Source organism: Leifsonia sp. McL0618 (genome assembly GCF_049994905.1).
Taxonomy (GTDB): domain Bacteria; phylum Actinomycetota; class Actinomycetes; order Actinomycetales; family Microbacteriaceae; genus Diaminobutyricibacter.
The window spans coordinates 3,375,853-3,399,581 of sequence record NZ_CP188258.1 but is presented as its reverse complement, the minus strand read 5'-3'; the positions used below and the strand labels follow the sequence as shown (position 1 = coordinate 3,399,581).

The following is a 23,729-nucleotide window of genomic DNA, read 5'->3' as shown; positions in this document are numbered from 1 at the left end:
TGTGTCTTGGCACTCACGTTGCGTGACTGCTAACCCAGCATCTAGACTCGGTTTAGCACTCTCGGTGTGAGTGTGCTAACTCCAGTCTTAGTTCAAGAAAGAGGTCAACCGTGTCGGTCTCCATCAAGCCGCTCGAGGATCGCATCGTTATCAAGCAGGTCGAGGCTGAGCAGATGACTGCTTCGGGTCTCGTCATTCCCGACACCGCCAAGGAGAAGCCGCAGGAGGGCGAGGTCGTCGCAGTGGGCCCCGGCCGCATCGACGACAACGGCAACCGCATCCCCCTCGACGTCGCCGTCGGCGACAAGGTGCTCTACTCGAAGTACGGCGGAACCGAGGTCAAGTTCGCCGGTGAGGACTACCTCGTGCTCTCCGCGCGCGACGTGCTCGCGGTGGTCGTCCGCTGACGACCCCACGTCGAAAAGGCCCTGACGCAGCAGCGTCCGGGCCTTTTCCGTTTCGGCGTAGTATCGCTGGAGTGTCCAGCCCAGATCTCGAGTCGACCTCTCCCACCGAGGCCGGAGCAGGTGAGACGGAGAGGCCGCTGACGAGCCACCGCCGCTCGGGTCTTGTCTACGCGATCTCGGCGTACGTGCTCTGGGGCTTCCTTCCGATCTACTTCCTTGCGCTCGCGCCGGCGAACGCGTTCGAGATCGTCGCCTGGCGTGTGATCTTCTCGCTGGTCTTCTGCGCCATCCTGCTGACGGCCACGCGGGGCTGGAAGCCGTTCTCTGCGCTCGTTCGCAACCGGCGGGTCGTGCTCACGATGGGCCTCGCCGGCGCCCTGATCTACGTCAACTGGCAGACCTACGTGCTCGCGACCGTCAGCGGGCACGTGGTCGAGGCTGCGCTCGGCTACTTCATCAATCCGATCGTGACCGTGTTCCTCGGCGTCGTCGTGCAGCGCGAAAAGCTCCGTCCTGCGCAGTGGGTGGCCGTCGGCGTCAGCATCGTCGCCGTCATCGTGCTGGCCGTCGGCTACGGCTCGTTGCCGTGGATCGCCCTGATCCTGGCGTTCTCATTCGGGCTGTACGGGCTGATCAAGAAGCGCGTCGGCAACCAGGTCGACGCTGTCGGCGGCCTGACGCTCGAGACGATATGGCTCACGCCGGTCGCGATCGTGCAGCTCATCGTCGTCGCGGCGACGGCCGGACTGACCTTCGGCGCGATCAGCATGTGGCACACGGTCCTGCTGGCGGGCCTCGGAGTCATCACGGCCATCCCCCTCCTGTTCTTCGCTGCGGCCTCGCGGCGACTTCCCCTGATCTACATGGGCTTCATCCAGTACTTCGCGCCGTTCATCCAGTTCCTCGTCGGCGTCGTGATCCTGCACGAGGCGATGCCGCCCGAGCGCTGGGTCGGCTTCGGAATCGTCTGGCTCGCGCTCCTCATCCTCACCGTGGATGCGGTGGTCGCCGGGCGGCAGAGGGCTGTCGAGCTCACCTAGGGGCCGGGAATTTCCCCAGCTTCGAGCCGTTAACATGGATTACCAGCGACGACGGCATATAAGGGGTGAAATGGATCAGACGGATCCTTTCGGTTTCATCGGACTGACCTACGACGACGTGATGCTCCTGCCGGGGCACACCGACGTCATCCCGAGCGAGGCCGACACGTCGTCTCGCCTGACCAAACGGATCATGGTGTCAGCACCGCTGCTGTCGTCGGCCATGGACACCGTCACCGAGTCGCGCATGGCCGTCGCCATGGCGCGCCAGGGCGGCATCGGCATTCTGCACCGCAACCTCTCGATCGAAGACCAGGCGGCACACGTCGACAAGGTCAAGCGGTCCGAGTCCGGCATGATCACGAACCCGGTGACGACCACCCCTGACGCCACGGTGGCCGAAGTGGATGCGCTCTGCGGCCAGTTCCGGGTCAGCGGCCTGCCCGTCGTCGAGGGCGACGGCACACTTGTCGGCATCATCACCAACCGTGACATGCGCTTCGTCTCGCCTTTCGAGAAGAGCACGACGCTGGTGCGCGACGTGATGACCCGCCAGCCGCTGATCACAGCGCGCGAAGGCATCGACCCCGACTCCGCTGTGGCGATCTTCGCGCAGCACAAGATCGAAAAGCTTCCCCTCGTCGATGCGGCCGGCCGCCTCCGCGGGCTCATCACCGTCAAAGACTTCGACAAGAGCGAGAAGTACCCCAACGCGACCAAGGACGACGAGGGCCGGCTGCGTGTCGGGGCCGCGATCGGCTTCTTCGGCGACGCCTGGGAGCGGGCGATGACGCTGATCGACGCCGGCGTCGACGTGATCGTCGTCGACACCGCCAATGGCGACAGCGCGGGCGTGCTCGACATCATCCGCCGCCTGAAGGGCGAGCGCGCAGCATCGCACGTCGACATCATCGGCGGCAACGTCGCGACGCGCAGCGGTGCCCAGGCGCTCATCGACGCGGGCGCCGACGCGATCAAGGTCGGGGTCGGACCCGGCTCGATCTGCACGACCCGCGTGGTCGCCGGCGTCGGCGTTCCCCAGGTCACTGCGGTCTACGAAGCTTCTCTCGCGGCCCGGCTGGCCGGTGTGCCGGTCATCGCAGACGGTGGGCTGCAGTACTCGGGCGACATCGCGAAGGCGCTCGTCGCCGGAGCCGAGACCGTCATGCTCGGTTCTCTCCTCGCCGGAACCGACGAGAGCCCGGGTGACCTGGTGTTCGTCAACGGCAAGCAGTTCAAGAACTACCGCGGTATGGGGTCGCTCGGAGCCCTGCAGACACGCGGCAAGAAGACCTCCTACTCGCGCGACCGCTACTTCCAGGCCGATGTGCCGAGCGACGAGCAGCTGATCGCCGAGGGCATCGAGGGCCAGGTGCCGTATCGCGGGCCTGTCTCGTCCGTCGTCTACCAGCTCCTCGGAGGCCTGCGGCAGTCGATGTTCTATGTGGGCGGCCGCACGATCCCTGAGCTCAAGGAGCGCGGCAAGTTCGTCCGCATCACGGCGGCCGGGCTCAAGGAGTCGCACCCGCACGACATCCAGATGGTGGTCGAAGCGCCGAACTACCGGCGGTAACTCGCGCCAGCGCGACCCGTGACGTAATCTGGAAGGCTCGTTCGACGCGGGCGTCCTTCGGGGCTCGCCTCGACTGAAGGTTGTCATGGGTTACATCGACGTGTCCGGAGTCACGTACACGCTCGCGGATGGGCGTCCACTGCTCGACGACGTCTCCTTCCGGGTCGGCGAGGGCAGCGTCTCCGCACTCATCGGCGCGAACGGCGCCGGCAAATCGACTCTGCTGCGCATCGTGCGGGGGGATCTCCGACCGGATGCGGGGACGGTGGGCATCGACGGCGGTCTGGGCGTCATGGACCAGTTCGTCGGGCACACCCGTGACGACCGCACCGTGCGTGACCTGTTGGTCTCTGTGGCCCCGGATGCGGTTCGCGCGGCCGCCCTGGCTTTGGATGCCGCAGAGCTGGCGATCATCGAACGCGACGAGACGGACACCCAGCTCGCTTACGCCGACGCACTCGCGGAATACGCCGACGCGGGCGGTTACGACGAGGAGACGGTGTGGGACCACTGCACGATGGGTGCCCTCGGCGTTCCGTATGAGCGTGCTCGGTACCGGGAACTGAAGACCCTCTCGGGAGGCGAGCAGAAACGGCTCGTGCTCGAATGCCTGCTGCGTGGTCGCGAGCAGGTGCTCCTGCTCGACGAGCCGGACAACTACCTCGACGTGCCGGCCAAACGCTGGCTGGAACAGCAGCTCCGGGCGACCAGCAAGACCGTCCTGCTCGTCTCGCACGACCGCGAGCTGCTGGCGAACGCGGTCGGCCGGATCATCACGCTCGAGCTCGGCGCGGCGGGCAACACCGCCTGGACGCACGGAGGCGGCTTCTCGACGTATCATCGCGCACGCGAGGAGCGGATGGATCGCCTCGACGAGTTGCGGCGTCGCTGGGACGAGGAACACGCAAAGCTCAAGGCCCTTGTCCTGCGGCTGAGGGAGAAGGCGAAGTACAACGACGATGTCGCATCGCAGTACCGCGCGGCCCAGACCCGCCTTGCGAAGTTCGTCGAAGCCGGGCCGCCTCAGTTGCGCCCGCGGGAACAGCACCTGTCGATGCGCCTCACAGGTTCACGCACGGGTCGTCACGTCGTCGACTGCGTCGAGCTCGAACTGACCGGACTGATGCTGCCCTTCGACGACGAGATCTGGTTCGGCGAGCGGATCGGAGTTCTCGGCTCCAACGGGTCGGGCAAGTCGCATTTCCTTCGTCTGCTCGCATCGGGCGGGACCGACCCGGACCCGGCGTCCGGGCACCTCGCATCCGCAGACCAGCTCGGATCACCGGTCGCCCACACCGGAACCGCGAAGCTGGGCGCCCGGGTCGTTCCGGGGTATTTCGCGCAGACGCACGTGCATCCGGAACTGGTCGGTCGAACACTGCTCGACATCCTTCACCGTGGCGACGGTGGACGCGAAGGAATGGCGAGGGATGCGGCGAGCCGCGCGCTCGACCGGTACGGGCTCGCGTCGTCGAGCGAACAGCGATTCGAGTCGCTCTCGGGGGGCCAGCAGGCCAGGCTGCAGATCCTCCTGCTGGAACTCTCCGGCGCCACCCTTCTGCTGCTCGATGAGCCGACGGACAACCTCGACCTCGTCTCGGCGGAGGCTCTGGAGGAGGGGCTCGACCGGTTTGAAGGCACCGTGGTCGCCGTCACCCACGATCGGTGGTTCGCGCGCAGTCTCGATCGCTTTCTGGTGTTCGGGGACGACGGACAGATCTACGGCTCTGACGAACCGGTGTGGGACGAGCGTCGCGTCGAGCGGCAGCGCTAGGAAGCAGTGCTGAAGGGCGGTTCTGTCTGGACTGCCCTGGCTGCAGAAGCGAGTCGTTGGATCGCCTCGGTGAGAACCTCGGGAGAGCACGCGAAATTGAGGCGCGCGAACCCGCGTCCCTGGCTGCCGAATTGCGTTCCCGGAACCAGGGCGACTTTCGCGGCTGCGAGTGCGTGCGCCGCCGGGTCGTCGCCCCACCCCGCCGTACGGAAGTCGAGCCAGGCGAGATAGCTTGCATGCGGTCCCCGGCATACGACGCCGGGGAGGTGTTCCCCGAGCAGGCGCAGGAGAAGGGCGCGGCTCCGTTCCACCGAGGCGAGCATGCCGGCGCGCCATTCGCCGCCGTGCTCGTACGCGGCCGCGTTGGCGATACGGCCGAAGATGCTCGTGCGCTCAGCCACCTCGACCGGAAGCGTTGAGACGCGGGCGGCCATCGTCTCGTGCGCAGTGACCATGAGGGCGCACTTGAGACCTGCGAGGTTCCAGGTCTTGCTCGCCGAGTGGGCCGCGATGCCATGGCGTCTCGCGGCCTCGGAGACGTCGAGGAAAGGAGTGAACACCGCGTCGGAATGAGTCAGCGGGGCGTGGATCTCGTCGCTCACCACCGCGACGTCGTAGCGCTCGGCCAGCTCGGCGACCTCACGGAGCTCGTCGGCGCTGTGCACCAGGCCGAGCGGATTGTGCGGATTGCAGAGCAGGAATGCGCGCGCCCCAGCCGCGAAGGCCTGTTCGATTCCGTCGAGATCGAGGCGCAGACCGGTGCCGCCGTCAGCTGTCAGCGGCACCTCGACGACACGCCCTCCCGCTTCGGGGACGAGGTCGAAGAACGGCGGATAGACCGGGGGAGTGATGACGACGCCGTCGCCCGGGCGGATCACCAGCCGGAGCGCTTCGACGATGACGACGCTCACGTCGGTCGTCGTCGTGACGTGATCGGACCGCACCGTCCAGCCCCAGTGCCGCTCAGCGAAGGCGCAGAACGCCCGCTGCGCCCCGTCGTCCGGTCCGATGTAGCCGGTGTCGGAACGTTTCACCGCCGCGATCAGGGCGTCGGAGATCGGCTCCGCCAGGGGATAGTCCATCTCTGCGACGAAGAGCGGAAGAACGTCGGGCGGGAATGCGCGCCATTTCTCACTGGTGCGTTCCCGGAGATCGGTGAGCGAATCGGCATCAACCTGCATGCGTCAACTCTGCCGTGCCTGCCGGTCGGCGCGCATCCGGAACACGCGACCGGTGGAACTCCACCGGGCTGTGGATTCTCGGCCCTCGGTCCCGGGCGCGCCATAGACTGAATCCGTGAGCATGGAGATTGAGATCGGGCGCGCCAAGCGTGCCCGCCGCGTATACGCCTTCGACGACGTCGCGGTGGTGCCCAGCCGACGCACCCGAGACCCCGAGGACGTCTCGGTCTCCTGGTCGATCGATGCCTACCAGTTCGCCATTCCGTTCCTTGCGGCGCCCATGGACTCCGTGGTCTCGCCGACGACGGCGATCATGATGGGCCAGCTCGGCGGCCTCGGCGTGCTCGACCTCGAGGGGGTCTGGACGCGCTACGACGACCCGGAACCGCTTCTCGCCGAGATCCGGCAGCTTCCGGCCGACAAAGCGACCGCGCGCATGCAGCAGATCTACTCCGAGCCGATCAAGCCCGAGCTCGTGACCGCCCGGCTCGCCGAGATCCGCGCCGGCGGTGTCACCGTCGCCGGTGCACTCTCCCCGCAGCGCACGCAGGAACTGTACAAGACCGTCGTCGAGGCGGGTGTCGACCTGTTCGTGATCCGCGGCACGACCGTGTCGGCAGAGCACGTCTCGAAGAACGTCGAGCCGCTCAACCTCAAGAAGTTCATCTATGAACTCGACGTCCCGGTCGTCGTCGGCGGCGCCGCCACCTACACGGCGGCACTCCACCTCATGCGCACGGGTGCTGCCGGCGTGCTCGTCGGCTTCGGCGGTGGCGCGGCGTCCACGACCCGCGCGACCCTCGGCATCCACGCCCCGATGGCGACGGCCGTCGCCGACGTCGCGGGTGCACGGCGGGACTACATGGACGAGTCGGGCGGCCGCTATGTGCACGTCATCGCCGACGGCGGCCTCGGTACGTCCGGCGACATCGTCAAGGCGATCGCCTGCGGTGCCGATGCGGTCATGCTGGGCACCGCGCTCGCCCGGGCGACCGACGCTCCGGGCCGCGGCCTGCACTGGGGTACCGAGGCCTACCACTCACAGCTTCCGCGTGGCAACCGGGTCGAAGTCGGCCAGGTCGCTCCGCTCGAAGAAATCCTCTACGGCCCGGCACCGGTCGCGGAGGGCACGGCAAACCTCGTCGGAGCGCTCCGACGGTCCATGGCGACCACCGGGTACTCAGACCTGAAGGAGTTCCAGCGCGTCGAAGTCGTCGTCGCGCCGTATCGCGCGCACTAGATACACGGCCGTCCGGCCGGGGAAGGGAATGACATGGTCAAGGAGGATCAGTCCAGCCAGACAGTGTCCAGCCCATCGAAGCTCGGTCCGGCCGAGCGGGCGGAGGCGATCAGTGCCCTGAAAGAAACCGAACTCGACGTCCTGGTCGTCGGCGGCGGAATCGTCGGAACCGGAAGCGCGGTGGATGCCGTCACACGCGGCCTGAACGTGGGGCTCGTCGAAGCCCGCGACTTCGCATCCGGCACATCGAGCAGATCGTCGAAACTCGTCCACGGCGGTATCCGGTACCTCGAACAGCTCGACTTCCGGCTCGTCCGTGAAGCGCTCATCGAGCGCGGCCTCCTGCTGCAGCGCATCGCACCCCACCTGGTCAAACCGGTGCGGTTCCTGTATCCCCTGAAGAAGCGTGTGATCGAGCGAACTTACGTCGGCGCCGGCATGATGCTCTACGACATCTTCTCGTACACGGGTCTGCGGCCGCCCGGAGTGCCACACCACCGCCACCTCTCTAAGCGGCAGGTGATGCGTGCGATCCCGAGCCTCGCCCCCGACGCCCTGGTCGGCGGCATCACCTACTACGACGCCCAGGTCGACGACGCCCGCTATGTGGCGAACCTCGCCAGGACGGCGGCCCACTACGGCGCCCACCTGGCGAGCCGGGTGCGCGTGGAAGGCTTCATCAAGGTGGGCGAGCGTGTCGTCGGAGTCCAGGCCCACGACCTCGAGAACGATGAGCGGTTCGAGATCCGCGCCAAGCAGGTCGTCAATGCGACCGGCGTGTGGACCGACGACACGCAGGCCATGGTCGGCGAGCGCGGGCAGTTCAAGGTGCGTGCCTCGAAGGGCATCCACCTGGTGGTTCCGCGCGACCGGTTCCAGTCCAAGATGGGTCTCCTGCTGCGCACGGAGAAGAGCGTGCTCTTCGTGATCCCGTGGGGCCGACACTGGCTGATCGGAACGACAGACACCGACTGGCACCTCGACAAGGCGCACCCGGCGGCCACCGCGGCCGACATCGACTACCTGCTCGAGCACGTGAACGCCGTGGTCGGCGTGCCGCTGACGAGGGAAGACGTCGAAGGCGTCTACGCCGGGCTGCGACCCCTGCTGGCCGGCGAATCGGAGCAGACGTCGAAGCTCTCCCGCGAGCACCTCGTGGCCCATTCGGTGCCCGGGCTCGTCGTCATCGCGGGCGGCAAGTGGACGACCTATCGCATCATGGCGAAAGACGCGATCAACGCGGCAGTCGACGCGCTCGACGGCAAGATTCCTGAGAGCACGACGCAGGAGATCGCCCTGGTCGGCGCAGAGGGCTACCAGGCGGCGTGGAACTCCCGCGGCCGCATCGCAGCGAAGACCGGCCTTCACGTCGCCAGGATCGAGCACCTGCTCAATCGCTACGGGACGATGTCTGAAGATCTCTTCGACCTGATCCGGTCCGATCCGTCTCTCGCTGATCCGCTTCCCGGCGCCGACGACTACGTAGGCGCGGAGGTCGTCTACGCAGCTTCGCACGAGGCGGCACTGCATTTAGATGACGTGCTCGCACGGCGAACCCGCATCTCCATCGAGGCCTGGGACCGGGGGGTGTCCGCGGCGCCCGTCGCCGCGAAGCTCATGGCGGGCGTCCTGGGCTGGGATGACGAACGCGAGGAGCACGAGGTTCAGGTCTACCTGAAGCGGGTCGCCGCCGAGCGCGCGAGCCAACTGCAGCCCGACGACGAATCTGCTGAAGCGATCCGGCTGGAGGCCCCCGACATCGTCGGCTCCTGACGGCAAGAACGCCTCCGGTAACATTGACGTAAGCCCCCCAAAGTTCTGGAGACGTACCATGGTTGACGTTCGACGGGTCAAACTGCCCGGGGTCGGTGTGCTCCATACCTTCGTCACCGACGACGGCGGCAAGGTCGGCGTCATTGCGCACCGCTCCGGCCACAGCGACCTGATCACGTTCTCGGATGACGAGGACGGCGCAGACGTGACGAAAGTCTCGCTTCGGCTCAGTGAAGACGAAGCGCACACGCTCGCGGAGCTCCTCGGCGGTACGCAGATCACCGAGTCGCTCACGGCCCTCGACCAGATCCCCGGCCTCAGCATCGACTGGTTCACCGTCGACTACGACGACCACATCGCGGGGCAGCAGCTCGGCACGCCCGGGGAGCGTGGCATCGTCGGGCTGACCGTCGTCGCCGTCGTGCGCGGCGAGTCCGCCAACCCGGCGCCGGCGCCCGACTTCAAAGTCTTCCCGGGCGACACCCTTGTCGTCGCGGGGTCGCCTGAGAAGGTCGCGAAGGCCTTCGCGTTCTTCCGGTCCGGCGAGCTGCCGGCCCGCGCCGCCCAGTCCGCCGACGCACCGCCCGGGGGGTAGCGGGATGCATCTCGGCGAAGACCTCATCGTTCTCGGCCTGCTCCTGCTCGTGGCGTACGTGCTGGGGCGTCTCGGCAAGCTGGTGGGTCTCCCCGCGATACCCATCTACATGATCGTCGGGCTGCTGGCGAGTCCGCACACCGGATGGTTCCCGCTCAACTTCGACTCGCACTACATCGAACTGATCGCGATCTTCGGGCTGATCCTGCTTCTGTTCAACCTGGGACTCGAATTCGACCAGGACGAGTTCTTCGGCAATTTCGGCAAGCTGGTCATCTCGGGCGGCTCCTACATCGTCATCAACATGGGTGTCGGGCTCATCTTCGGATTCATGGTGGGATGGGGCACGCGGGAAGCCCTGATCATCGCAGGCATGACCGCTACGTCTTCCAGCGCGATCGTCACGAAGCTCCTGATCGAGCTCAACCGCCTGGCGAACCGCGAGACCCCGATGATCCTCGGCGTGACCGTCGTCGAGGACATCTTCATCGCCATCTACCTCGCCATCGTCTCGGTCGTGCTGAGCGGCGAGACGGATTTCTGGCCGATCGTCGCCAAGCTCGCGATCGCGTTCACCTTCCTCGTCGTGATGTTCACCCTCGCCCGTTTCGGTGGACGCGTGGTTTCGCGGTTCTTCCGCACGAAAGACGATGAGCTCTTCACGATCCTGTTCTTCGGCCTTGCCGTGCTGTTCGCCGGCATCGGCGAGATCCTGGGCGTGACCGACGCGATCGGCGCGTTCCTGATCGGCCTGGTGCTGGGCGCGACGAAGTACCGCAACAAGATCGAGCACATCGCCATCCCGCTGCGAGACGTGTTCGCCGCGTTCTTCTTCCTCAACTTCGGCCTCGCGCTCGACCCGGCGAAATTCCCCTCGGTGATCGTGCCGGTGCTCGCTGCGGTGGGCATGACCCTGGTGCTGAACATCGGAGCCGGCCAGTTCGTCGCCTGGATCAACAAGCTCGGCCCGCAGGCGGGCATCAACACGACCGTGATCCTGCAGAACAGAGGCGAATTCGCGCTGATCCTCGCGACGCTTTCGGTGAGCGCCGGGCTCGATCCGCGCATCCAGCCGTTCGCCGGACTCTACGTGCTCATCATGGCGATCATCGGCCCGCTGCTCGCAGCTAATTCAGAGAAGATCGGTGCGATGATTTTGCGGACCGGCTCGCCGAAGAAGAGGTCGGGTCAGAGGCGCGATCCGATGCTCGACGAAGAGATCGCGCTCGTTGAGGCGGCCACGGCCGACCTCGATGCGGCATCGACGACGGGCAGCGGCACCAGGCAGGCCGTCGATCGCGTGATCGAGCAGGCGATGCAACAGCAGGACTCCACCGGGGACCGGAAGCGGGATTGACCATTAGCGACACGACAGGCAGCGGCGAGACGACGCTGTTCCAGATGATGCTGCGCCCGCGCTGGATCGGTGCCCTCGTGCTCGCCCTCGCGCTCGCGGCAGGCTTCGCCTGGCTCGGGCAGTGGCAGCTCGAGCGAGCCATCGACTCCGGCAAGGTCATCGACTCTCCGAGCGAGACCGTTCTTCCTCTCGCGCAGGTGGCGAAGCCCGGAGGGCCGATCACCGACGTTGCCACCGGTCAGCTCGTGCGTTTCACCGGGTCGTTCAATCCGGCCGACTACCAGCTGCTCGAAGGCCGACTCAATCACGGGACCGCCGGCTGGTGGGTCGTGGCTCACTTCACGGTCACAAGCAGCGATCCCTCAGGCAAGCCGGTTGCGCTGGCCATCGCACGCGGATGGGCGGCGGACAAGGCGACGGCGCAATCGGTCGCCGCTCGCCTGGCGGCCGAGCCCGCTACGTCGATGGAGGTCGTCGGGCGCCTGCTGCCCACGGAGGCTCCGGAACTGCCGGACCCCAAGGGCGACCCGACCGTGATGAAGGACATGTCGGTCGCTGCGCTGTACAACCTGTGGACGGACGTCACGGGCGTCGACGTCTACGAGGCGTACGTGGTGGAGCGCACGCCTCCCGCCGGGCTCGACAAGATCGACTCGCCGCCGCCCATCCAGCAGCAGACGCTGAACTGGCTCAACGTGTTCTACGCCGCCGAGTGGATCATCTTCGCCGGATTCGCCATCTTCTTCTGGTATCGGCTCGTGAAAGATGCCAAGGAGAAAGAGGACGAGGAGCGAGAGCAGCAGCTCGCCGAGCAGCACACCGCTCTCGGCGAGAGCGCAGGCAGCAGGAACGTAAACTAGACGCATGGCCCTCGCACCCAAACCCCAGGACTTCCCGAAGATCCGCGGGGCGCTGAAGTTCTACCAGGTCTTCGCGTACATCACCGGAATCATGCTGCTCCTCCTGGTGAGCGAGATGATCGTCAAGTACGGGTTCCACTATGAGCTGTACGCGTTCAGTGACTACGGCTTCCTCGCGTTCGTTCCCTGGGATCCGACCGGCACCCTGCCTGTCGCCCACGGAATCAACCTCAGCACGGGCATCCTCATCGCCCATGGCTGGCTGTATGTCGTTTACCTGTTCTCAGACTTCCGGCTGTGGAGCCTGATGCGCTGGAACTTCGCCAAGTTCGTGCAGATCGCGCTCGGTGGTGTCATCCCGTTCCTGTCCTTCTTCGTCGAGGCGATCATCACGAAGCAGGTGCGAACCTACCTGGCCGGCCGGGAGGCCGAAGAGGCGAACCTCGTGGAGGCATCCCATTAGCACCGACGCGGCATTCACCGACATGCTCACCGGCGCAGACAGCGCTCATCCGACAGGTCCTGTGCTCGTCGTCGACTTCGGCGCCCAGTACGCGCAGCTGATCGCGCGACGTGTGCGGGAGGCGAGCGTCTACTCCGAGATCGTTCCGCACACCATCACTGCGGCAGAGGTCGTCGCGAAGCGCCCGTCGGGTATCGTGCTCTCCGGCGGCCCGTCCAGCGTCTACGAAGAGGGCGCTCCGCAGCTCGACAGCGAGATCCTCGAACTCGGGGTGCCCGTGCTCGGCATCTGCTATGGATTCCAGGTGATGGCGACGGCGCTCGGTGGCGAGGTGGCCCACACCGGCCAGCGCGAGTACGGATCGACCGACGTCACCGTGAGCGACGCCGGCATCCTGCTCGAGGGCCAGCCCGCAGAGCAGACGGCGTGGATGAGCCACGGCGACTCGGTCTCCAAAGCCCCAGCGGGCTTCGACGTCCTCGCATCCACCGCGTCGACGCCAGTGGCTGCTTTCGCCAGCGACGAGAAGAAGCTCTACGGCGTGCAGTGGCACCCCGAGGTGAAGCACTCGGCGTACGGCCAGCGGGTTCTCGAGAACTTCCTCCACCGCGCAGCGGGGATCCCCGCCGACTGGAACAGCGGCAATGTCATCGCCGACCAGGTCGCGGCGATTCGCGCCCAGGTCGGTGGCGGCAAAGTGATCTGCGCCCTGTCCGGTGGCGTCGACTCGGCCGTCGCCGCCGCGCTTGTGCACAAGGCAGTCGGCGACCAGCTCGTCTGCGTGTTCGTCGACCACGGCCTCCTGCGCAAAGACGAACGTCGTCAGGTCGAAGAAGACTACGTGGCGGCGACCGGGGTCCGTCTCGTGACGATCGACGCTGAAGACCAGTTCCTCGATGCTCTCGCCGGGGTGAGCGATCCGGAGACGAAGCGCAAGATCATCGGGCGCGAGTTCATCCGCACCTTCGAAAAGGCGCAAGCCGATCTGGTCGCCGAAGCCGCGGCGGATGGCGACCCCATCCGTTTCCTGGTTCAGGGCACGCTCTACCCTGACGTCGTCGAATCAGGTGGTGGAACGGGCACCGCCAACATCAAGAGCCACCACAACGTCGGCGGCCTGCCCGAAGACCTTCAGTTCGAGCTCGTCGAACCCCTGCGCACGCTGTTCAAAGACGAGGTGCGAGCCATCGGGCGCGAGCTCGGGCTGCCCGAAGTCATCGTGGGACGCCAGCCGTTCCCCGGCCCGGGCCTCGGCATCCGGATCGTCGGCGACGTCACGCGGGACCGGCTCGACCTGCTCCGAGACGCGGACGCAATCGTGCGCGCGGAGCTCACGGCGGCGGGACTCGACACCGAGATCTGGCAATGCCCGGTCGTCCTGCTCGCGGATGTGCGCTCGGTCGGAGTACAGGGAGACGGCCGCACGTACGGACATCCGATCGTGCTGCGCCCGGTCTCCAGCGAAGACGCGATGACCGCCGACTGGACACGGCTGCCCTACGACGTGCTGGCGAAGATCTCCAACCGCATTACCAACGAGGTGGCCGGCGTCAACCGGGTCGTTCTCGACGTCACCTCGAAACCCCCGGGCACCATCGAGTGGGAGTAGGCGAAAGAAGGCCGGCGCGGATCGAATCCACGCCGGCCTTCTTCGTCGAACGGGTCGCTAGTTTCGCGCGATCGCAAACATGCGGAGGAGTTCCAGGTACAGCCAGACGACGGTCACCATGATGCCGAACGCGCCGCTCCAGCCGTACTCGCGCGGCAGGCGGTTGGCCGCCCCCCGCTTGATGTAGTCGAAGTCGAGCACCAGAGAGTACGCGGCCATGATGACGACGAGCACGCCGAGCACCAGTCCGAGCGGGATGCCGAAGATTTCGACCGAACCACGCAGGCCGAACGGGTTGGTGTTCGCGCCCGTCCACATCAGCACGAGGTTGAGCACGGAGAAGAGCAGGTAGCCGACCATCGCGACAAGGAAGACCTTGGTCGCGCGGGCGGATGCACGGATCTTGCCGCTCGCGAAGAGCGCCAGGGTCACCGCGATCACGGCCACGGTCGCCAGGACGGCCTGGATCACGATCCCGGGCCACCGCAGCTCGAAGTAGCTCGACAGCGCGCCGACGAAGACGCCTTCGACGACCGCATAGGACAGGACCAGCGGGGCGGACGGCTTCTTCTTGAAGATGTTGACGAGCGCGAGTGCGAAGCCGATCAGCGCGGCCGGCACCCAAACGGCTGGAGTCGGGAACTGCCATCCGACCGCTCCGCCCGCGACGAGCAGCACGAAGCTGATCGCCGTCTTGACGATGGTGTCTTCGACCGTCATGCGGCCGGTGTCGTGCGAGGAAGCCGACGGTGCCTCATAGAGCTGCTGGAGCGTCTCAGCGCTCGGGGCAGGGGGCGTCGTCGCCTTCGTCTCGGACGAGAAGGCTGGATTCCGCGAGAACGCGGGATTGTCGAGTGCCATGATTCCTCTGCTCACTTCGTGGGACCGGGATGGCCGATGAACGGCTGTGTAGTCAAATCTAGTCGAGTCCGTCGTCATGGGGGCTGACAGATTGCCGTGATCTCACGGATCGCGGGGGCCGCGCCGACCACCACACGGCGATCGCGCGGCCTGACCAGGCCGCCGCCACGGTGACAAGGCTGCTGACCGTGAACGAGATCCAGGCGCCGCTGTAGTCGGGAATCACGCTGGAGAGCACGATGCCGCAGGCGATCGGCAGCACGAGGACGACGTAGGAGATCGCGGGGCGCAGCCGAACGAGCAGCCAGGCGGCGAGCGGGACGACGAAGCACCACGCGAAGGATGCCCCGCCGAGCATGAGCCACGTGAACCCGAGCGAGGGAAGGACGACGGCGACCCTCCGACCGATTGGAGCAGGCAGGATCGCCCATCCCGCCGGCTGGACGAGCGAGCCGACCAGCAGGAAGACCAGGCTGTACGCGCTCGTCAGCTGGATGCATGCGGTGCCGAGCATGATCGCCGTCAGGCCGAAGACGAGGCGCGGCCGATAGGCACCCCAGTGCAGCGTCAGCGTGGATGCAGGTTCACGCCACGGGGCCGGCATCGGTTCGGAGTCGGACACGAAACGATTCTGGCACTCGGATGAGCAGGGGAGCGCCGGGACACCACAGCTAGTATCTGTCCATGCGTGCGCATTCATCTCCGCTCGTGGTAGGGCACCGTGGCGCGTCGGGCTACCGGCCCGAGCACACGAGGGCAGCCTACGAGCTCGCGTTCGCCCTGGGCGCGGATGCCGTGGAGCCCGACCTGGTGGCGACACGCGACGGTGTCCTGGTGCTGCGTCACGAGAACGACATCTCCGGCACGACCGACGTGGCCGCGCATCCGGAATTCGCCGACCGGCGTGCGACGAAGGAGATCGACGGGGTCGAGCTCACGGGATGGTTCACCGAGGACTTCACCTGGGCCGAGCTGTCGACCCTCAGGGCCAGGGAGCGGGTGCCGTCGCTCCGGCAGACGAGCGCCAGCTTCGACGGCCGCTACCCGATCCTGCGGTTCCGTGATCTCGTCGACATCGTCGACAGGGAATCGGAGGAGGCGGCCAGGCTGCTCGGGATCGTCGCCGAGCTCAAGCACGCCACATACTTCGAATCGGTGGGCCTTCCGCTCGACGAACTCTTCGATGCGGAACTGTCGGAGACGGGCTGGGGTGACAATCCGGAGCTGATCGTCGAGAGCTTCGAGAAGACCGTGCTGGCGAAACTCTTCCTCCGGGGCTACCGGGGTCGCCGGTTCTATCTCGTTGAGTCATCCGGCGCCCCCGCAGACCGCGTCGCCCGCCAGGGATCTGCGGCCTCCGGCTACGACCAGGACCTCACGGCTGTCGGCCTCTATGCGCTCGGAGCCGCAGAGGCCGCCCACCGGGTGGAGGGCATCAGTGTCGATCACTCGCTCGTGCTCACCCCCGAGCAGGTGGATGACGACGGCGACCCGACGTCGGAGCTCGTGGACACGGCCCACTCTGCCGGTCTGCGGGTGTTCTGCTGGACACTGCGGCCCGAGAACCACTTTCTTCCGCAGGCGTTCCGTCGCGGAGAGTCGGACTCGGCGTGGGGTGACTGGCGCACGGACTTCTCGCTGATCATGCGTTCGGGCGTCGACGGGGTATTCGCCGACCAGCCCGACCTCGCCGTCGCCGTTCGCGATGGCGGCTGATCGCGACGCGGGCTGATCGCGACGGAGCGGCGCGTCCGGCCGGCCTCGGCTGACGGTGGTGGCGACTAAAATCGTCAGAGACATGACGAGCCTTTTCGATTCGGAACCTTCCGCCGCTTCCGCAGCCCCCATCATCCTCGACGGGCGGTCTGCGCCGTCGGCGGACGACGCGCTCCTGGCCGGTCTGAACCCACAGCAACGCGAGGCAGTGGAGTATCGGGGAGCAGCGCTGCTGATCGTCGCCGGAGCGGGCTCCGGCAAGACGAGCGTGCTCACGCGCCGCATTGCGAGCCTCATCGACCGCCGCGAGGCGTGGCCGAGCCAGATCCTCGCGATCACCTTCACGAACAAGGCCGCATCCGAGATGCGCGAGCGGGTGCAGGCGCTGCTCGGCAACAGTGCCGACGGCATGTGGATCTCGACCTTCCACTCCGCCTGTGTGCGGATCCTCCGTCGCGAGGCCGAGTCGATCGGCAAGACGCAGAACTTCACCATCTACGACTCGGGCGATACGCGGGCGCTCATCAAGCGGATCGTCAAAGAGCTCGACGCCGACACGCTCGGCTTCACCGTCGCCGGGGTCGCCGGCAAGATCTCCAAGCTCAAGAACGAGCTCTCCGACATCGAGACCTACGCGCGCTCGGCGAACCTCAGCGACCCGCAGGAGGTGATGTTCCTCGAGATCTTCCGGCAGTACACCCGGGCGCTCCGGTCGGCGAACGCTTTCGACTTCGATGACCTGATCAGCGAGACCGTCTTCCTGTTCCGTGCCTTCCCGCGGGTGGCCGCCCTTTACCAGCGGCGGTTCCGCCACATCCTCGTCGACGAGTACCAGGACACCAACCATGCGCAGTACAGCCTGATCCGTGAGCTCACGATGCCCATTGCTCCCGCGATCGCCGACGACCTGGAGCAGCAGGGCCTGCACGTGCGGTCGTTGCAGGATGCGGTGGGCGTCGTGCCGGGTGCGTCGCTGACGGTCGTCGGCGACTCCGACCAGTCCATCTATGCGTTCCGTGGGGCGGACATCCGCAACATCGTCGAGTTCGAGCGCGACTTCCCCGGTGCGAAGGTCGTGCTCCTCGAGCAGAACTATCGTTCGACCCAGAACATCCTCAGCGCAGCGAACTCGGTCATCGCGAACAACTTCGACCGCAAAGACAAGAAACTGTGGACGGCCGTCGGCGACGGCGAGAAGATCGTCGGGTTCACGGGCTACTCCGGACACGACGAGGCCCAGTTCGTAGCCGACGAGATCGAGAAGCTGCATGCGAACGGCATGGCCTACCGTGACATCGCCGTGTTCTATCGCACGAACGCCCAGACGCGTGCCCTCGAAGAGATCTTCATCCGTTCAGCGCTCCCGTATCGCATCATGGGCGGCACCAAGTTCTATGAGCGGGCCGAGATCAAGGACTCGATGGCCTACCTCATCGCGGTCGCGAACCCTGACGACATGCTCGCATTGCGGCGCATCCTGAATACTCCGAAGCGCGGGATCGGGCCGGCCACCGAGACGCAACTGGCGAGCTACGCGGGCGACAACGGCATAACGTTCCGGGATGCGATGCGTGACGCCGCTTCGCTCGGACTCGGGCCGAAGGTCACCAACGCGATCCTGCAGTTGTCGGCGCTGCTTGACGAGGCAACGACCATGTCCGATCCGACCGCGCCCGCGGGGGCGTCTCCGGTCGCAGATGTGCTGACGTTCCTGCTCGACAAGAGCGGCTACCTCGAAGCCTTGCGTTCGAGCCGCGACCCTCAGGACGAAGCACGGGCCGAGAACGTCGAGGAACTCGTCGCGGTGACGAAGGAGTTCGCGCGCAACAACCCCGACGGCGGCCTCATCGACTTTCTGACCGAGGTCTCCCTGGTCGCGGCGGCCGATGAGATCGACGACTCGAGCGGAACCGTCTCGCTGATGACCCTGCACACGGCGAAGGGTCTCGAGTATGACGCCGTCTTCCTGACCGGCGTCGAAGAAGACCTGCTGCCCCATCGCATGTCCGCCGGCGAACCGGGTGGCCCTGCCGAGGAGCGGCGGCTGTTCTATGTCGGGATCACCCGTGCGAAGAAGCGGCTTTTCCTTTCGCTCGCAATGACGCGCGCGCAGTTCGGCGAGACCGCGGTCGCGATGCCCAGCCGTTATCTCCAGGAGATCCCCGCCGAGTTGATCGACTGGAAGCAGTCACCCGGCGCGGCGACGAGCCGCGGCGGCACCCAGCCGCGTGCGCTGAATGCCCGCCGCCCTGGTTCGCGGTGGGGGGAGGAGACGGGGCAGCGGAACTTCTCGGCCCCGGCGCTCGATCGGCCGAAGGTGGAATGGCCCAATCGGATCACGGCGACCGTCCGCGACAACGGTGACCTCGAACTGACCGCTGGTGACCGCATTCGCCATACAGACTTCGGCGACGGCCGGGTCACGGCCGTGACGGGCGAGGGCACCAAACGTGTCGCTCACGTTCAGTTCGACAAGGCGGGAACGAAGAAGCTCTTGATCAAGATCGCGCCGATCGAGAAGATCTGAGCGGTTCGTCCGTGACGGACCGAACGTCGGTCGCGTCAGGAATCCGCGGGGATCGACCGCCGGAGTCGGTCGCGTCAGGCACCCGCCTGGATCGACCGGCGGAGCCGACCGAGCAGGATGTTGCGCGGTCGGTGCCGAATCCAGCCGGGCAGGCGTGGGTAGACGACGGCCGTCAGCCGCATCAGCCGGTCGAACCGTCGCTGCCGACCTCGGTTCCACGGCAAGCCGAAGTCGACCCGCAGCGGGGTCGGCAGAAGGCCGGCCGTCACAAGCCTGGCGACCGGCATCACCGATCTCAGCCAGAGCGGCAGGTTGCGGGAGTGCAGCAGCTGGTAGGCGACGGCACGTGTGGCCGCGGTGACCTTGAGGGTCGGGACGGTCGTCGCCCAGTATTCAGCGAACGCAACCCGGTCTGAAGGCCAGAGCCCTGAGGGAACCTGGAGTGCCGTGCCGAGGACCGAGTACTCCGCGTAGACGCGGTCGGCCGATTCGGCATCGAGCGGGCCGAAAATGTGCTCGTACATCGTCACCGCGGAGTCGTAGAGCGTGGCAGCGACCCAGAGCTGCAGCTCGGGATCGAACGCGTTGTAGGCGGGGCCGTCTTCGGAAGGATCGACAGCCCGGACGGGTGCGTGGGCCTGGTTCACCGCGCGCTGCACCGCGGAGATGTCCGCTGGTGAGCCGTAGACCGCTGCGTAGGCGAACGTGAGGGTCGCGCGAAGGCGCCGGAGCGGGTCGGTGGCGAAGTCACTGTGGTCGACGACACCGCGACCCACCGCAGGGTGTGCGATCTGGAGCAGGATCGCGCGGCCGCCGCCTGCGACGAGTACCGCTTCGGCGCCGACGTCGCGCGCTCCGAGTGGTCTGCCCACATCACACCTCCCTCCGGTGGTGCGGTCCATCATGCCAGCGGATTCATCGGAACATGCTGCGAGGGGACGGCCGGCGACGGCGCAGGCGGTTCAGCACGATCAGGTTGCAGCCGAGCGCGATAGCCAGCCCCGCGGAGAGGGGAGCCACGAAATCGGAGCGTGTGCCGGTTTCCGCGAGTACGGCCGCACCCAGGTGGGCCGGCTCGACGACGGTGATCTCGGAAGCGATCCCGAAGTCGGACTGCCACGGACGGATACGCGAGCCGCCCCGATCAGCCGGTACCTTCGCCGGATCGATCCGTTCGACCCACACGTAATGGCCCGGGGTCTCGATCACGCATTCGGGGGTGCGGTACTCACCGGGACCGGAGACCTCTGTCGAGACGGTGCACACCGTCGGGGCGCCGGCAGGAATCTCGGACGACTGCTCGATCGGCGAGCTGAACGGGCCGAGGAGCGAGCTGTCGACGGTCACGACGATCGGGGACATCGCCGTGCCGTCGTCGAAGACGCCCCAGGTGGGAAGCAGCCCATCGCCGGCGAGCACGTCCACAGCCATCAGATCGCTGATACGCGCGCCCGGCGCGGCAGTCGGATGACTCGTCTGGGTGCTGACGATCGGCTGCACCGGGCGTGGCGATACGCCGACGCCCGAGACCGAGGCCGATGCTGTGGCGGTTGCCGGCGTGGAGACGAGGAGCGCCTGCACGTCGTCGCCCGACCGGCCGACGAGCAGGCGGTCGCCATAGGGCAGGTTGCTGAATTGCGCGGTGGCGGAGACTTCGGATGTCGGCTCCGACGATGTCGGCATGACTTCGACATCGGTCCCGTTCGCGATCTCGGACGAGGTGGTGCCATCGCTGAATGTGGCGCCGGTCAATTCGACGCGTGCACGGTGGCGTTCGGAGGGAACGTTCGTGCGGGACCCGTCGAGCCCTTCTGTCGTGAGCTCGACCCGGAGCCTCCCCGGCCCGCTCTCCGACAGTTCGAGCACGGCGCTTGCCGATACCGAGGTGGTTGCCTCGCGTGTCGCCTCCGCCACCATCGCTCGTGCACGTGCGAGAACGGCGTCGCCGTCGGCACCGGCGCGGGACGCGAGCTCCTCTTCGGTGTGGTCGCCCACTCCCGCGATGATCCACGTCGCGATCTGGCCACCCGCCGTCGTGACCCGGTCGTCGGACATCGCCCACATGCGCGAGATGTATGCGAGGCGCGCGGCGTCGGAGGGCCCGAACCACCCGAGGGTCGCCCCGTCGACGAGCTCGGTGTCGCGCCCGACCGGCCAGGTCTTGCCCGCCTCGAGACAGAACCCGCGCGTGCCGTCGTCGAGCTGGTAGGAGCCCAGCCAGTAACCGGATGACGAACGGTAGCCGACGCCGGTACCCGTTGCGGAGAGGGCGAGTGCGCTCAGGGAACTGACCGCGATGGAGAAGAACATGAAGCCGGCCACCGCGACGGCGGTGACAAGGATTGAGATTCGTTTGGACATGAATCCAGCGTCTGCGGTCGAGCCGACAGCTGACGTCGGCCGGGAGCAGATTGTGGACAAGCTGGCCGCGGCCCGTCTTGGGGAGGAGACAGCGATCACAGAGACCGGTGCGTCGGCGTCCAGTCGGAGAGGATAGAGTTCTCAGTGGCGAATTTGTCTCGGCGTCGAGCTATCTCGGCCGGAGTTCGCCGAAAATACGGACAATGGATGGCGCCACAAGCGCGCGCCGGCACCAGCGGATTGGATAACCGTGGATCTTTACGAGTACCAGGCCAGAGACCTGTTCGAACAGTACGGGGTTCCGGTTCTTCCGGGCATCGTCGCGGATACTCCGGAGGAGGTGCGCGCAGCAGCTGAGAAGCTCGGTGGTGTGGTGGTCGTCAAGGCCCAGGTGAAGGTCGGAGGCCGCGGCAAGGCCGGCGGCGTGAAGGTCGCGAAGAACCCGGATGAGGCGGAGGCAGCCGCGAAGGCGATCCTCGGTCTCGACATCAAGGGCCACGTCGTTCGCCGCGTGATGGTCGCCGGAGGCGCCCGCATCGCGCAGGAGTTCTACTTCTCGGTGCTCCTCGACCGGGCCAACCGCTCCTACCTGTCGCTGACCAGCGTCGAGGGCGGAATGGAGATCGAGGTCCTTGCGGTCGAGAAGCCCGAGGCGCTCGCCCGCATCGAGGTCGACCCTCTCGTCGGCGTCGACCACGACAAGGCGGTCGCGATCGCGACGGCCGCAGGATTCCCCGACGAACTCATCGAGAAGGTCGCCGACGTCTTCGTCAAGCTCTACGACGTCTACAAGGGCGAGGACGCGACGCTCGTCGAGGTGAACCCGCTCGTTCTGACAGAAGAGGGTGACATCATCGCCCTCGACGGCAAGGTCACACTCGACGAGAACGCCGGCTTCCGTCACCTATACCACGGCGCGCTCGAGGACAAAGCTGCCGCCGACCCGCTGGAGGCGAAGGCCAAGGCCAGTGACCTCAACTACGTGAAGCTCGACGGCGAGGTCGGCATCATCGGCAACGGCGCGGGACTCGTGATGAGCACACTCGACGTCGTCGCCTATGCGGGTGAGAACCACGGCGGCGTGAAGCCGGCCAACTTCCTCGACATCGGAGGCGGCGCATCCGCCGAGGTCATGGCCGCAGGCCTCGACGTCATCCTGAACGACCCGCAGGTCAAGAGCGTGTTCGTGAACGTCTTCGGCGGCATCACCGCTTGTGACGCAGTCGCGAACGGCATCGTCAAGGCGCTGGAGATCCTCGGCGACGAGGCGAACAAGCCGCTCGTCGTGCGCCTCGACGGCAACAAGGTCGACGAGGGCCGCCGCATCCTGACGGATGCCGCGAACCCGCTGGTCACGCTGGCACTCACCATGGACGAAGGCGCCGACAAGGCCGCCGAACTGGCTTCGAAGTAAAGGACCGAAGAAGATGTCGATTTTCCTCAACAAGGATTCCAAGGTCATCGTCCAGGGCATCACCGGCGGCGAGGGCACCAAGCACACCGCCCTGATGCTGAAGGCCGGCACCCAGGTCGTCGGAGGTGTCAACGCCCGCAAGGCCGGCACCACTGTCACCCACGGTGACGTCGAGCTTCCGGTGTTCGGCACGGTGGTCGAGGCCATCGAGAAGACCGGTGCCGACGTGTCGATCGTCTTCGTGCCGCCGGCGTTCGCGAAAGACGCCGTGGTCGAGGCCATCGATGCAGGCATTCCGCTCGTCGTCGTCGTCACCGAGGGCATCCCGGTGCAGGACTCGGCCGAGTTCTGGGCGTACGCCAAGGCGAAGGGCAACACGACCCGCATCATCGGCCCGAACTGCCCCGGCATCATCACCCCCGGTGAGTCGCTCGTCGGCATCACCCCGGCGAACATCACCGGCAAGGGCCCGATCGGCCTCGTGTCGAAGTCGGGCACGCTGACCTACCAGATGATGTACGAGCTCCGCGATCTCGGTTTCTCGACCGCGATCGGCATCGGCGGCGACCCGATCATCGGCACCACCCACATCGACGCCCTCGCAGCGTTCGAGGCCGACCCCGAGACCAAGGCGATCGTCATGATCGGCGAGATCGGTGGAGACGCTGAGGAGCGCGCCGCTGACTTCATCAAGGCGAACGTGACCAAGCCGGTCGTCGGTTACGTGGCCGGGTTCACGGCTCCGGAAGGCAAGACCATGGGCCACGCCGGTGCCATCGTGTCCGGTTCGGCCGGGACCGCCCAGGCGAAGAAGGAGGCGCTCGAGGCCGCCGGCGTCAAGGTCGGCAAGACCCCGAGCGAGACAGCCGCGATTCTGCGCGAGGTGTACGCGTCGCTCTGATGTACTGATCCGGGAAGGCCCTGCGGAGAAATCCGCAGGGCCTTTTTTCGTGGCCTGCCATGCACCGCAGCGCTACA

At 66.6% G+C, this 23,729-nt stretch carries 20 protein-coding genes; 15 read left to right on the top strand and 5 right to left on the bottom strand.

All coding sequences use genetic code 11. From position 1 onward, the window contains the following. Positions 1–110 precede the first annotated feature (110 nt). The 4 genes from groES (at position 111) to ACPPVQ_RS16435 (ending at position 4,794) form a co-directional block, all read left to right on the top strand. On the top strand, positions 111–407 hold the full coding sequence (gene groES, locus ACPPVQ_RS16450; RefSeq protein ID WP_426516213.1) for a co-chaperone GroES: 297 nt from the start codon (positions 111–113) through the stop codon (positions 405–407). A gap of 137 nt (positions 408–544) precedes the next feature. Then, positions 545–1,447 (top strand): EamA family transporter RarD, encoded by a 903-nt coding sequence (rarD, locus tag ACPPVQ_RS16445; protein ID WP_426521298.1) that lies wholly within the window; start codon positions 545–547, stop codon positions 1,445–1,447. 70 nt (positions 1,448–1,517) lie between these two features. Further along, the gene (guaB, locus tag ACPPVQ_RS16440; protein ID WP_426516212.1) at positions 1,518–3,020 is read left to right on the top strand and encodes an IMP dehydrogenase; all 1,503 of its coding nucleotides are present in this window, start codon (positions 1,518–1,520) and stop codon (positions 3,018–3,020) included. 85 nt (positions 3,021–3,105) lie between these two features. Next, positions 3,106–4,794 (top strand): ABC-F family ATP-binding cassette domain-containing protein, encoded by a 1,689-nt coding sequence (locus ACPPVQ_RS16435; protein WP_426516211.1) that lies wholly within the window; start codon positions 3,106–3,108, stop codon positions 4,792–4,794. On the opposite strand, the gene ACPPVQ_RS16430 is transcribed toward ACPPVQ_RS16435, so the two are convergent. Next, positions 4,791–5,975, bottom strand: coding sequence for a MalY/PatB family protein (locus ACPPVQ_RS16430; RefSeq protein ID WP_426516210.1), 1,185 nt, complete (start codon positions 5,973–5,975; stop codon positions 4,791–4,793). The genes ACPPVQ_RS16435 and ACPPVQ_RS16430 overlap by 4 nt on opposite strands. A gap of 121 nt (positions 5,976–6,096) precedes the next feature. Here ACPPVQ_RS16430 and ACPPVQ_RS16425 point away from each other — a divergent pair, with 121 nt between their 5' ends. The 7 genes from ACPPVQ_RS16425 to guaA are packed head-to-tail and all read left to right on the top strand — an operon-like array spanning position 6,097 to position 13,872. After that, complete coding sequence (locus tag ACPPVQ_RS16425) at positions 6,097–7,215, top strand: GuaB3 family IMP dehydrogenase-related protein (protein ID WP_426521296.1); 1,119 nt, start codon at positions 6,097–6,099, stop codon at positions 7,213–7,215. Between the two features lie 33 nt (positions 7,216–7,248). Next, the gene (locus ACPPVQ_RS16420) at positions 7,249–8,988 is read left to right on the top strand and encodes a glycerol-3-phosphate dehydrogenase/oxidase (RefSeq protein WP_426516209.1); all 1,740 of its coding nucleotides are present in this window, start codon (positions 7,249–7,251) and stop codon (positions 8,986–8,988) included. Positions 8,989–9,046: 58 nt separating this feature from the next. Beyond that, positions 9,047–9,583: a cation:proton antiporter regulatory subunit gene (locus tag ACPPVQ_RS16415; protein ID WP_426516208.1), complete on the top strand. Its 537-nt coding sequence runs from the start codon at positions 9,047–9,049 to the stop codon at positions 9,581–9,583. Between the two features lie 4 nt (positions 9,584–9,587). Then, the gene (locus ACPPVQ_RS16410) at positions 9,588–10,940 is read left to right on the top strand and encodes a cation:proton antiporter (RefSeq protein WP_426516207.1); all 1,353 of its coding nucleotides are present in this window, start codon (positions 9,588–9,590) and stop codon (positions 10,938–10,940) included. Continuing rightward, positions 10,937–11,800: an SURF1 family cytochrome oxidase biogenesis protein gene (locus ACPPVQ_RS16405; RefSeq protein WP_426516206.1), complete on the top strand. Its 864-nt coding sequence runs from the start codon at positions 10,937–10,939 to the stop codon at positions 11,798–11,800. Before ACPPVQ_RS16410 ends, ACPPVQ_RS16405 begins: the two co-directional genes overlap by 4 nt. Before the next feature lie 4 nt (positions 11,801–11,804). Then, entirely contained in the window at positions 11,805–12,263 is a 459-nt protein-coding gene (locus ACPPVQ_RS16400; protein WP_426516205.1) for a DUF3817 domain-containing protein, read from the top strand. Positions 12,264–12,285: 22 nt separating this feature from the next. Further along, complete coding sequence (gene guaA / locus ACPPVQ_RS16395) at positions 12,286–13,872, top strand: glutamine-hydrolyzing GMP synthase (RefSeq protein WP_426516204.1); 1,587 nt, start codon at positions 12,286–12,288, stop codon at positions 13,870–13,872. Positions 13,873–13,929: 57 nt separating this feature from the next. Here the strand turns inward: guaA and ACPPVQ_RS16390 are convergent, their stop codons facing one another. Next, entirely contained in the window at positions 13,930–14,733 is an 804-nt protein-coding gene (locus ACPPVQ_RS16390) for a Bax inhibitor-1/YccA family protein (protein WP_426516203.1), read from the bottom strand. 58 nt (positions 14,734–14,791) lie between these two features. Further along, on the bottom strand, positions 14,792–15,355 hold the full coding sequence (locus ACPPVQ_RS16385; RefSeq protein WP_426516202.1) for a hypothetical protein: 564 nt from the start codon (positions 15,353–15,355) through the stop codon (positions 14,792–14,794). A 62-nt stretch (positions 15,356–15,417) separates the two neighbouring features. Here ACPPVQ_RS16385 and ACPPVQ_RS16380 point away from each other — a divergent pair, with 62 nt between their 5' ends. Next, on the top strand, positions 15,418–16,449 hold the full coding sequence (locus tag ACPPVQ_RS16380; protein ID WP_426516201.1) for a glycerophosphodiester phosphodiesterase family protein: 1,032 nt from the start codon (positions 15,418–15,420) through the stop codon (positions 16,447–16,449). Between the two features lie 82 nt (positions 16,450–16,531). Beyond that, the gene (locus ACPPVQ_RS16375; protein ID WP_426516200.1) at positions 16,532–18,976 is read left to right on the top strand and encodes an ATP-dependent helicase; all 2,445 of its coding nucleotides are present in this window, start codon (positions 16,532–16,534) and stop codon (positions 18,974–18,976) included. Positions 18,977–19,050: 74 nt separating this feature from the next. On the opposite strand, the gene ACPPVQ_RS16370 is transcribed toward ACPPVQ_RS16375, so the two are convergent. Continuing rightward, on the bottom strand, positions 19,051–19,848 hold the full coding sequence (locus tag ACPPVQ_RS16370) for an oxygenase MpaB family protein (protein ID WP_426516199.1): 798 nt from the start codon (positions 19,846–19,848) through the stop codon (positions 19,051–19,053). Positions 19,849–19,891: 43 nt separating this feature from the next. Further along, entirely contained in the window at positions 19,892–21,337 is a 1,446-nt protein-coding gene (locus tag ACPPVQ_RS16365; protein WP_426516198.1) for a hypothetical protein, read from the bottom strand. Positions 21,338–21,587: 250 nt separating this feature from the next. Here ACPPVQ_RS16365 and sucC point away from each other — a divergent pair, with 250 nt between their 5' ends. Beyond that, positions 21,588–22,751, top strand: a complete 1,164-nt coding sequence (gene sucC / locus ACPPVQ_RS16360; protein WP_426516197.1) for an ADP-forming succinate--CoA ligase subunit beta — start codon at positions 21,588–21,590, stop codon at positions 22,749–22,751. A 13-nt stretch (positions 22,752–22,764) separates the two neighbouring features. Continuing rightward, positions 22,765–23,652, top strand: a complete 888-nt coding sequence (gene sucD, locus ACPPVQ_RS16355) for a succinate--CoA ligase subunit alpha (RefSeq protein ID WP_426516196.1) — start codon at positions 22,765–22,767, stop codon at positions 23,650–23,652. Positions 23,653–23,729 lie beyond the last annotated feature (77 nt).

Bases quoted from the DNA above. Each gene is read 5' to 3' on its own strand.
- ACPPVQ_RS16430 (WP_426516210.1), bottom strand. From the start codon at position 5,975: ATGCAGGTTGATGCCGATTCGCTCACCGATCTCCGGGAACGCACCAGT.
- ACPPVQ_RS16400 (WP_426516205.1), top strand. From the start codon at position 11,805: ATGGCCCTCGCACCCAAACCCCAGGACTTCCCGAAGATCCGCGGGGCG.
- sucD (WP_426516196.1), top strand. From the start codon at position 22,765: ATGTCGATTTTCCTCAACAAGGATTCCAAGGTCATCGTCCAGGGCATC.
- ACPPVQ_RS16435 (WP_426516211.1), top strand. From the start codon at position 3,106: ATGGGTTACATCGACGTGTCCGGAGTCACGTACACGCTCGCGGATGGG.
- ACPPVQ_RS16425 (WP_426521296.1), top strand. From the start codon at position 6,097: ATGGAGATTGAGATCGGGCGCGCCAAGCGTGCCCGCCGCGTATACGCC.
- ACPPVQ_RS16365 (WP_426516198.1), bottom strand. From the start codon at position 21,337: ATGTCCAAACGAATCTCAATCCTTGTCACCGCCGTCGCGGTGGCCGGC.
- ACPPVQ_RS16390 (WP_426516203.1), bottom strand. From the start codon at position 14,733: ATGGCACTCGACAATCCCGCGTTCTCGCGGAATCCAGCCTTCTCGTCC.
- ACPPVQ_RS16410 (WP_426516207.1), top strand. From the start codon at position 9,588: ATGCATCTCGGCGAAGACCTCATCGTTCTCGGCCTGCTCCTGCTCGTG.
- ACPPVQ_RS16380 (WP_426516201.1), top strand. From the start codon at position 15,418: ATGCGTGCGCATTCATCTCCGCTCGTGGTAGGGCACCGTGGCGCGTCG.
- guaA (WP_426516204.1), top strand. From the start codon at position 12,286: ATGCTCACCGGCGCAGACAGCGCTCATCCGACAGGTCCTGTGCTCGTC.
- ACPPVQ_RS16415 (WP_426516208.1), top strand. From the start codon at position 9,047: ATGGTTGACGTTCGACGGGTCAAACTGCCCGGGGTCGGTGTGCTCCAT.
- guaB (WP_426516212.1), top strand. From the start codon at position 1,518: ATGGATCAGACGGATCCTTTCGGTTTCATCGGACTGACCTACGACGAC.
- ACPPVQ_RS16420 (WP_426516209.1), top strand. From the start codon at position 7,249: ATGGTCAAGGAGGATCAGTCCAGCCAGACAGTGTCCAGCCCATCGAAG.
- ACPPVQ_RS16375 (WP_426516200.1), top strand. From the start codon at position 16,532: ATGACGAGCCTTTTCGATTCGGAACCTTCCGCCGCTTCCGCAGCCCCC.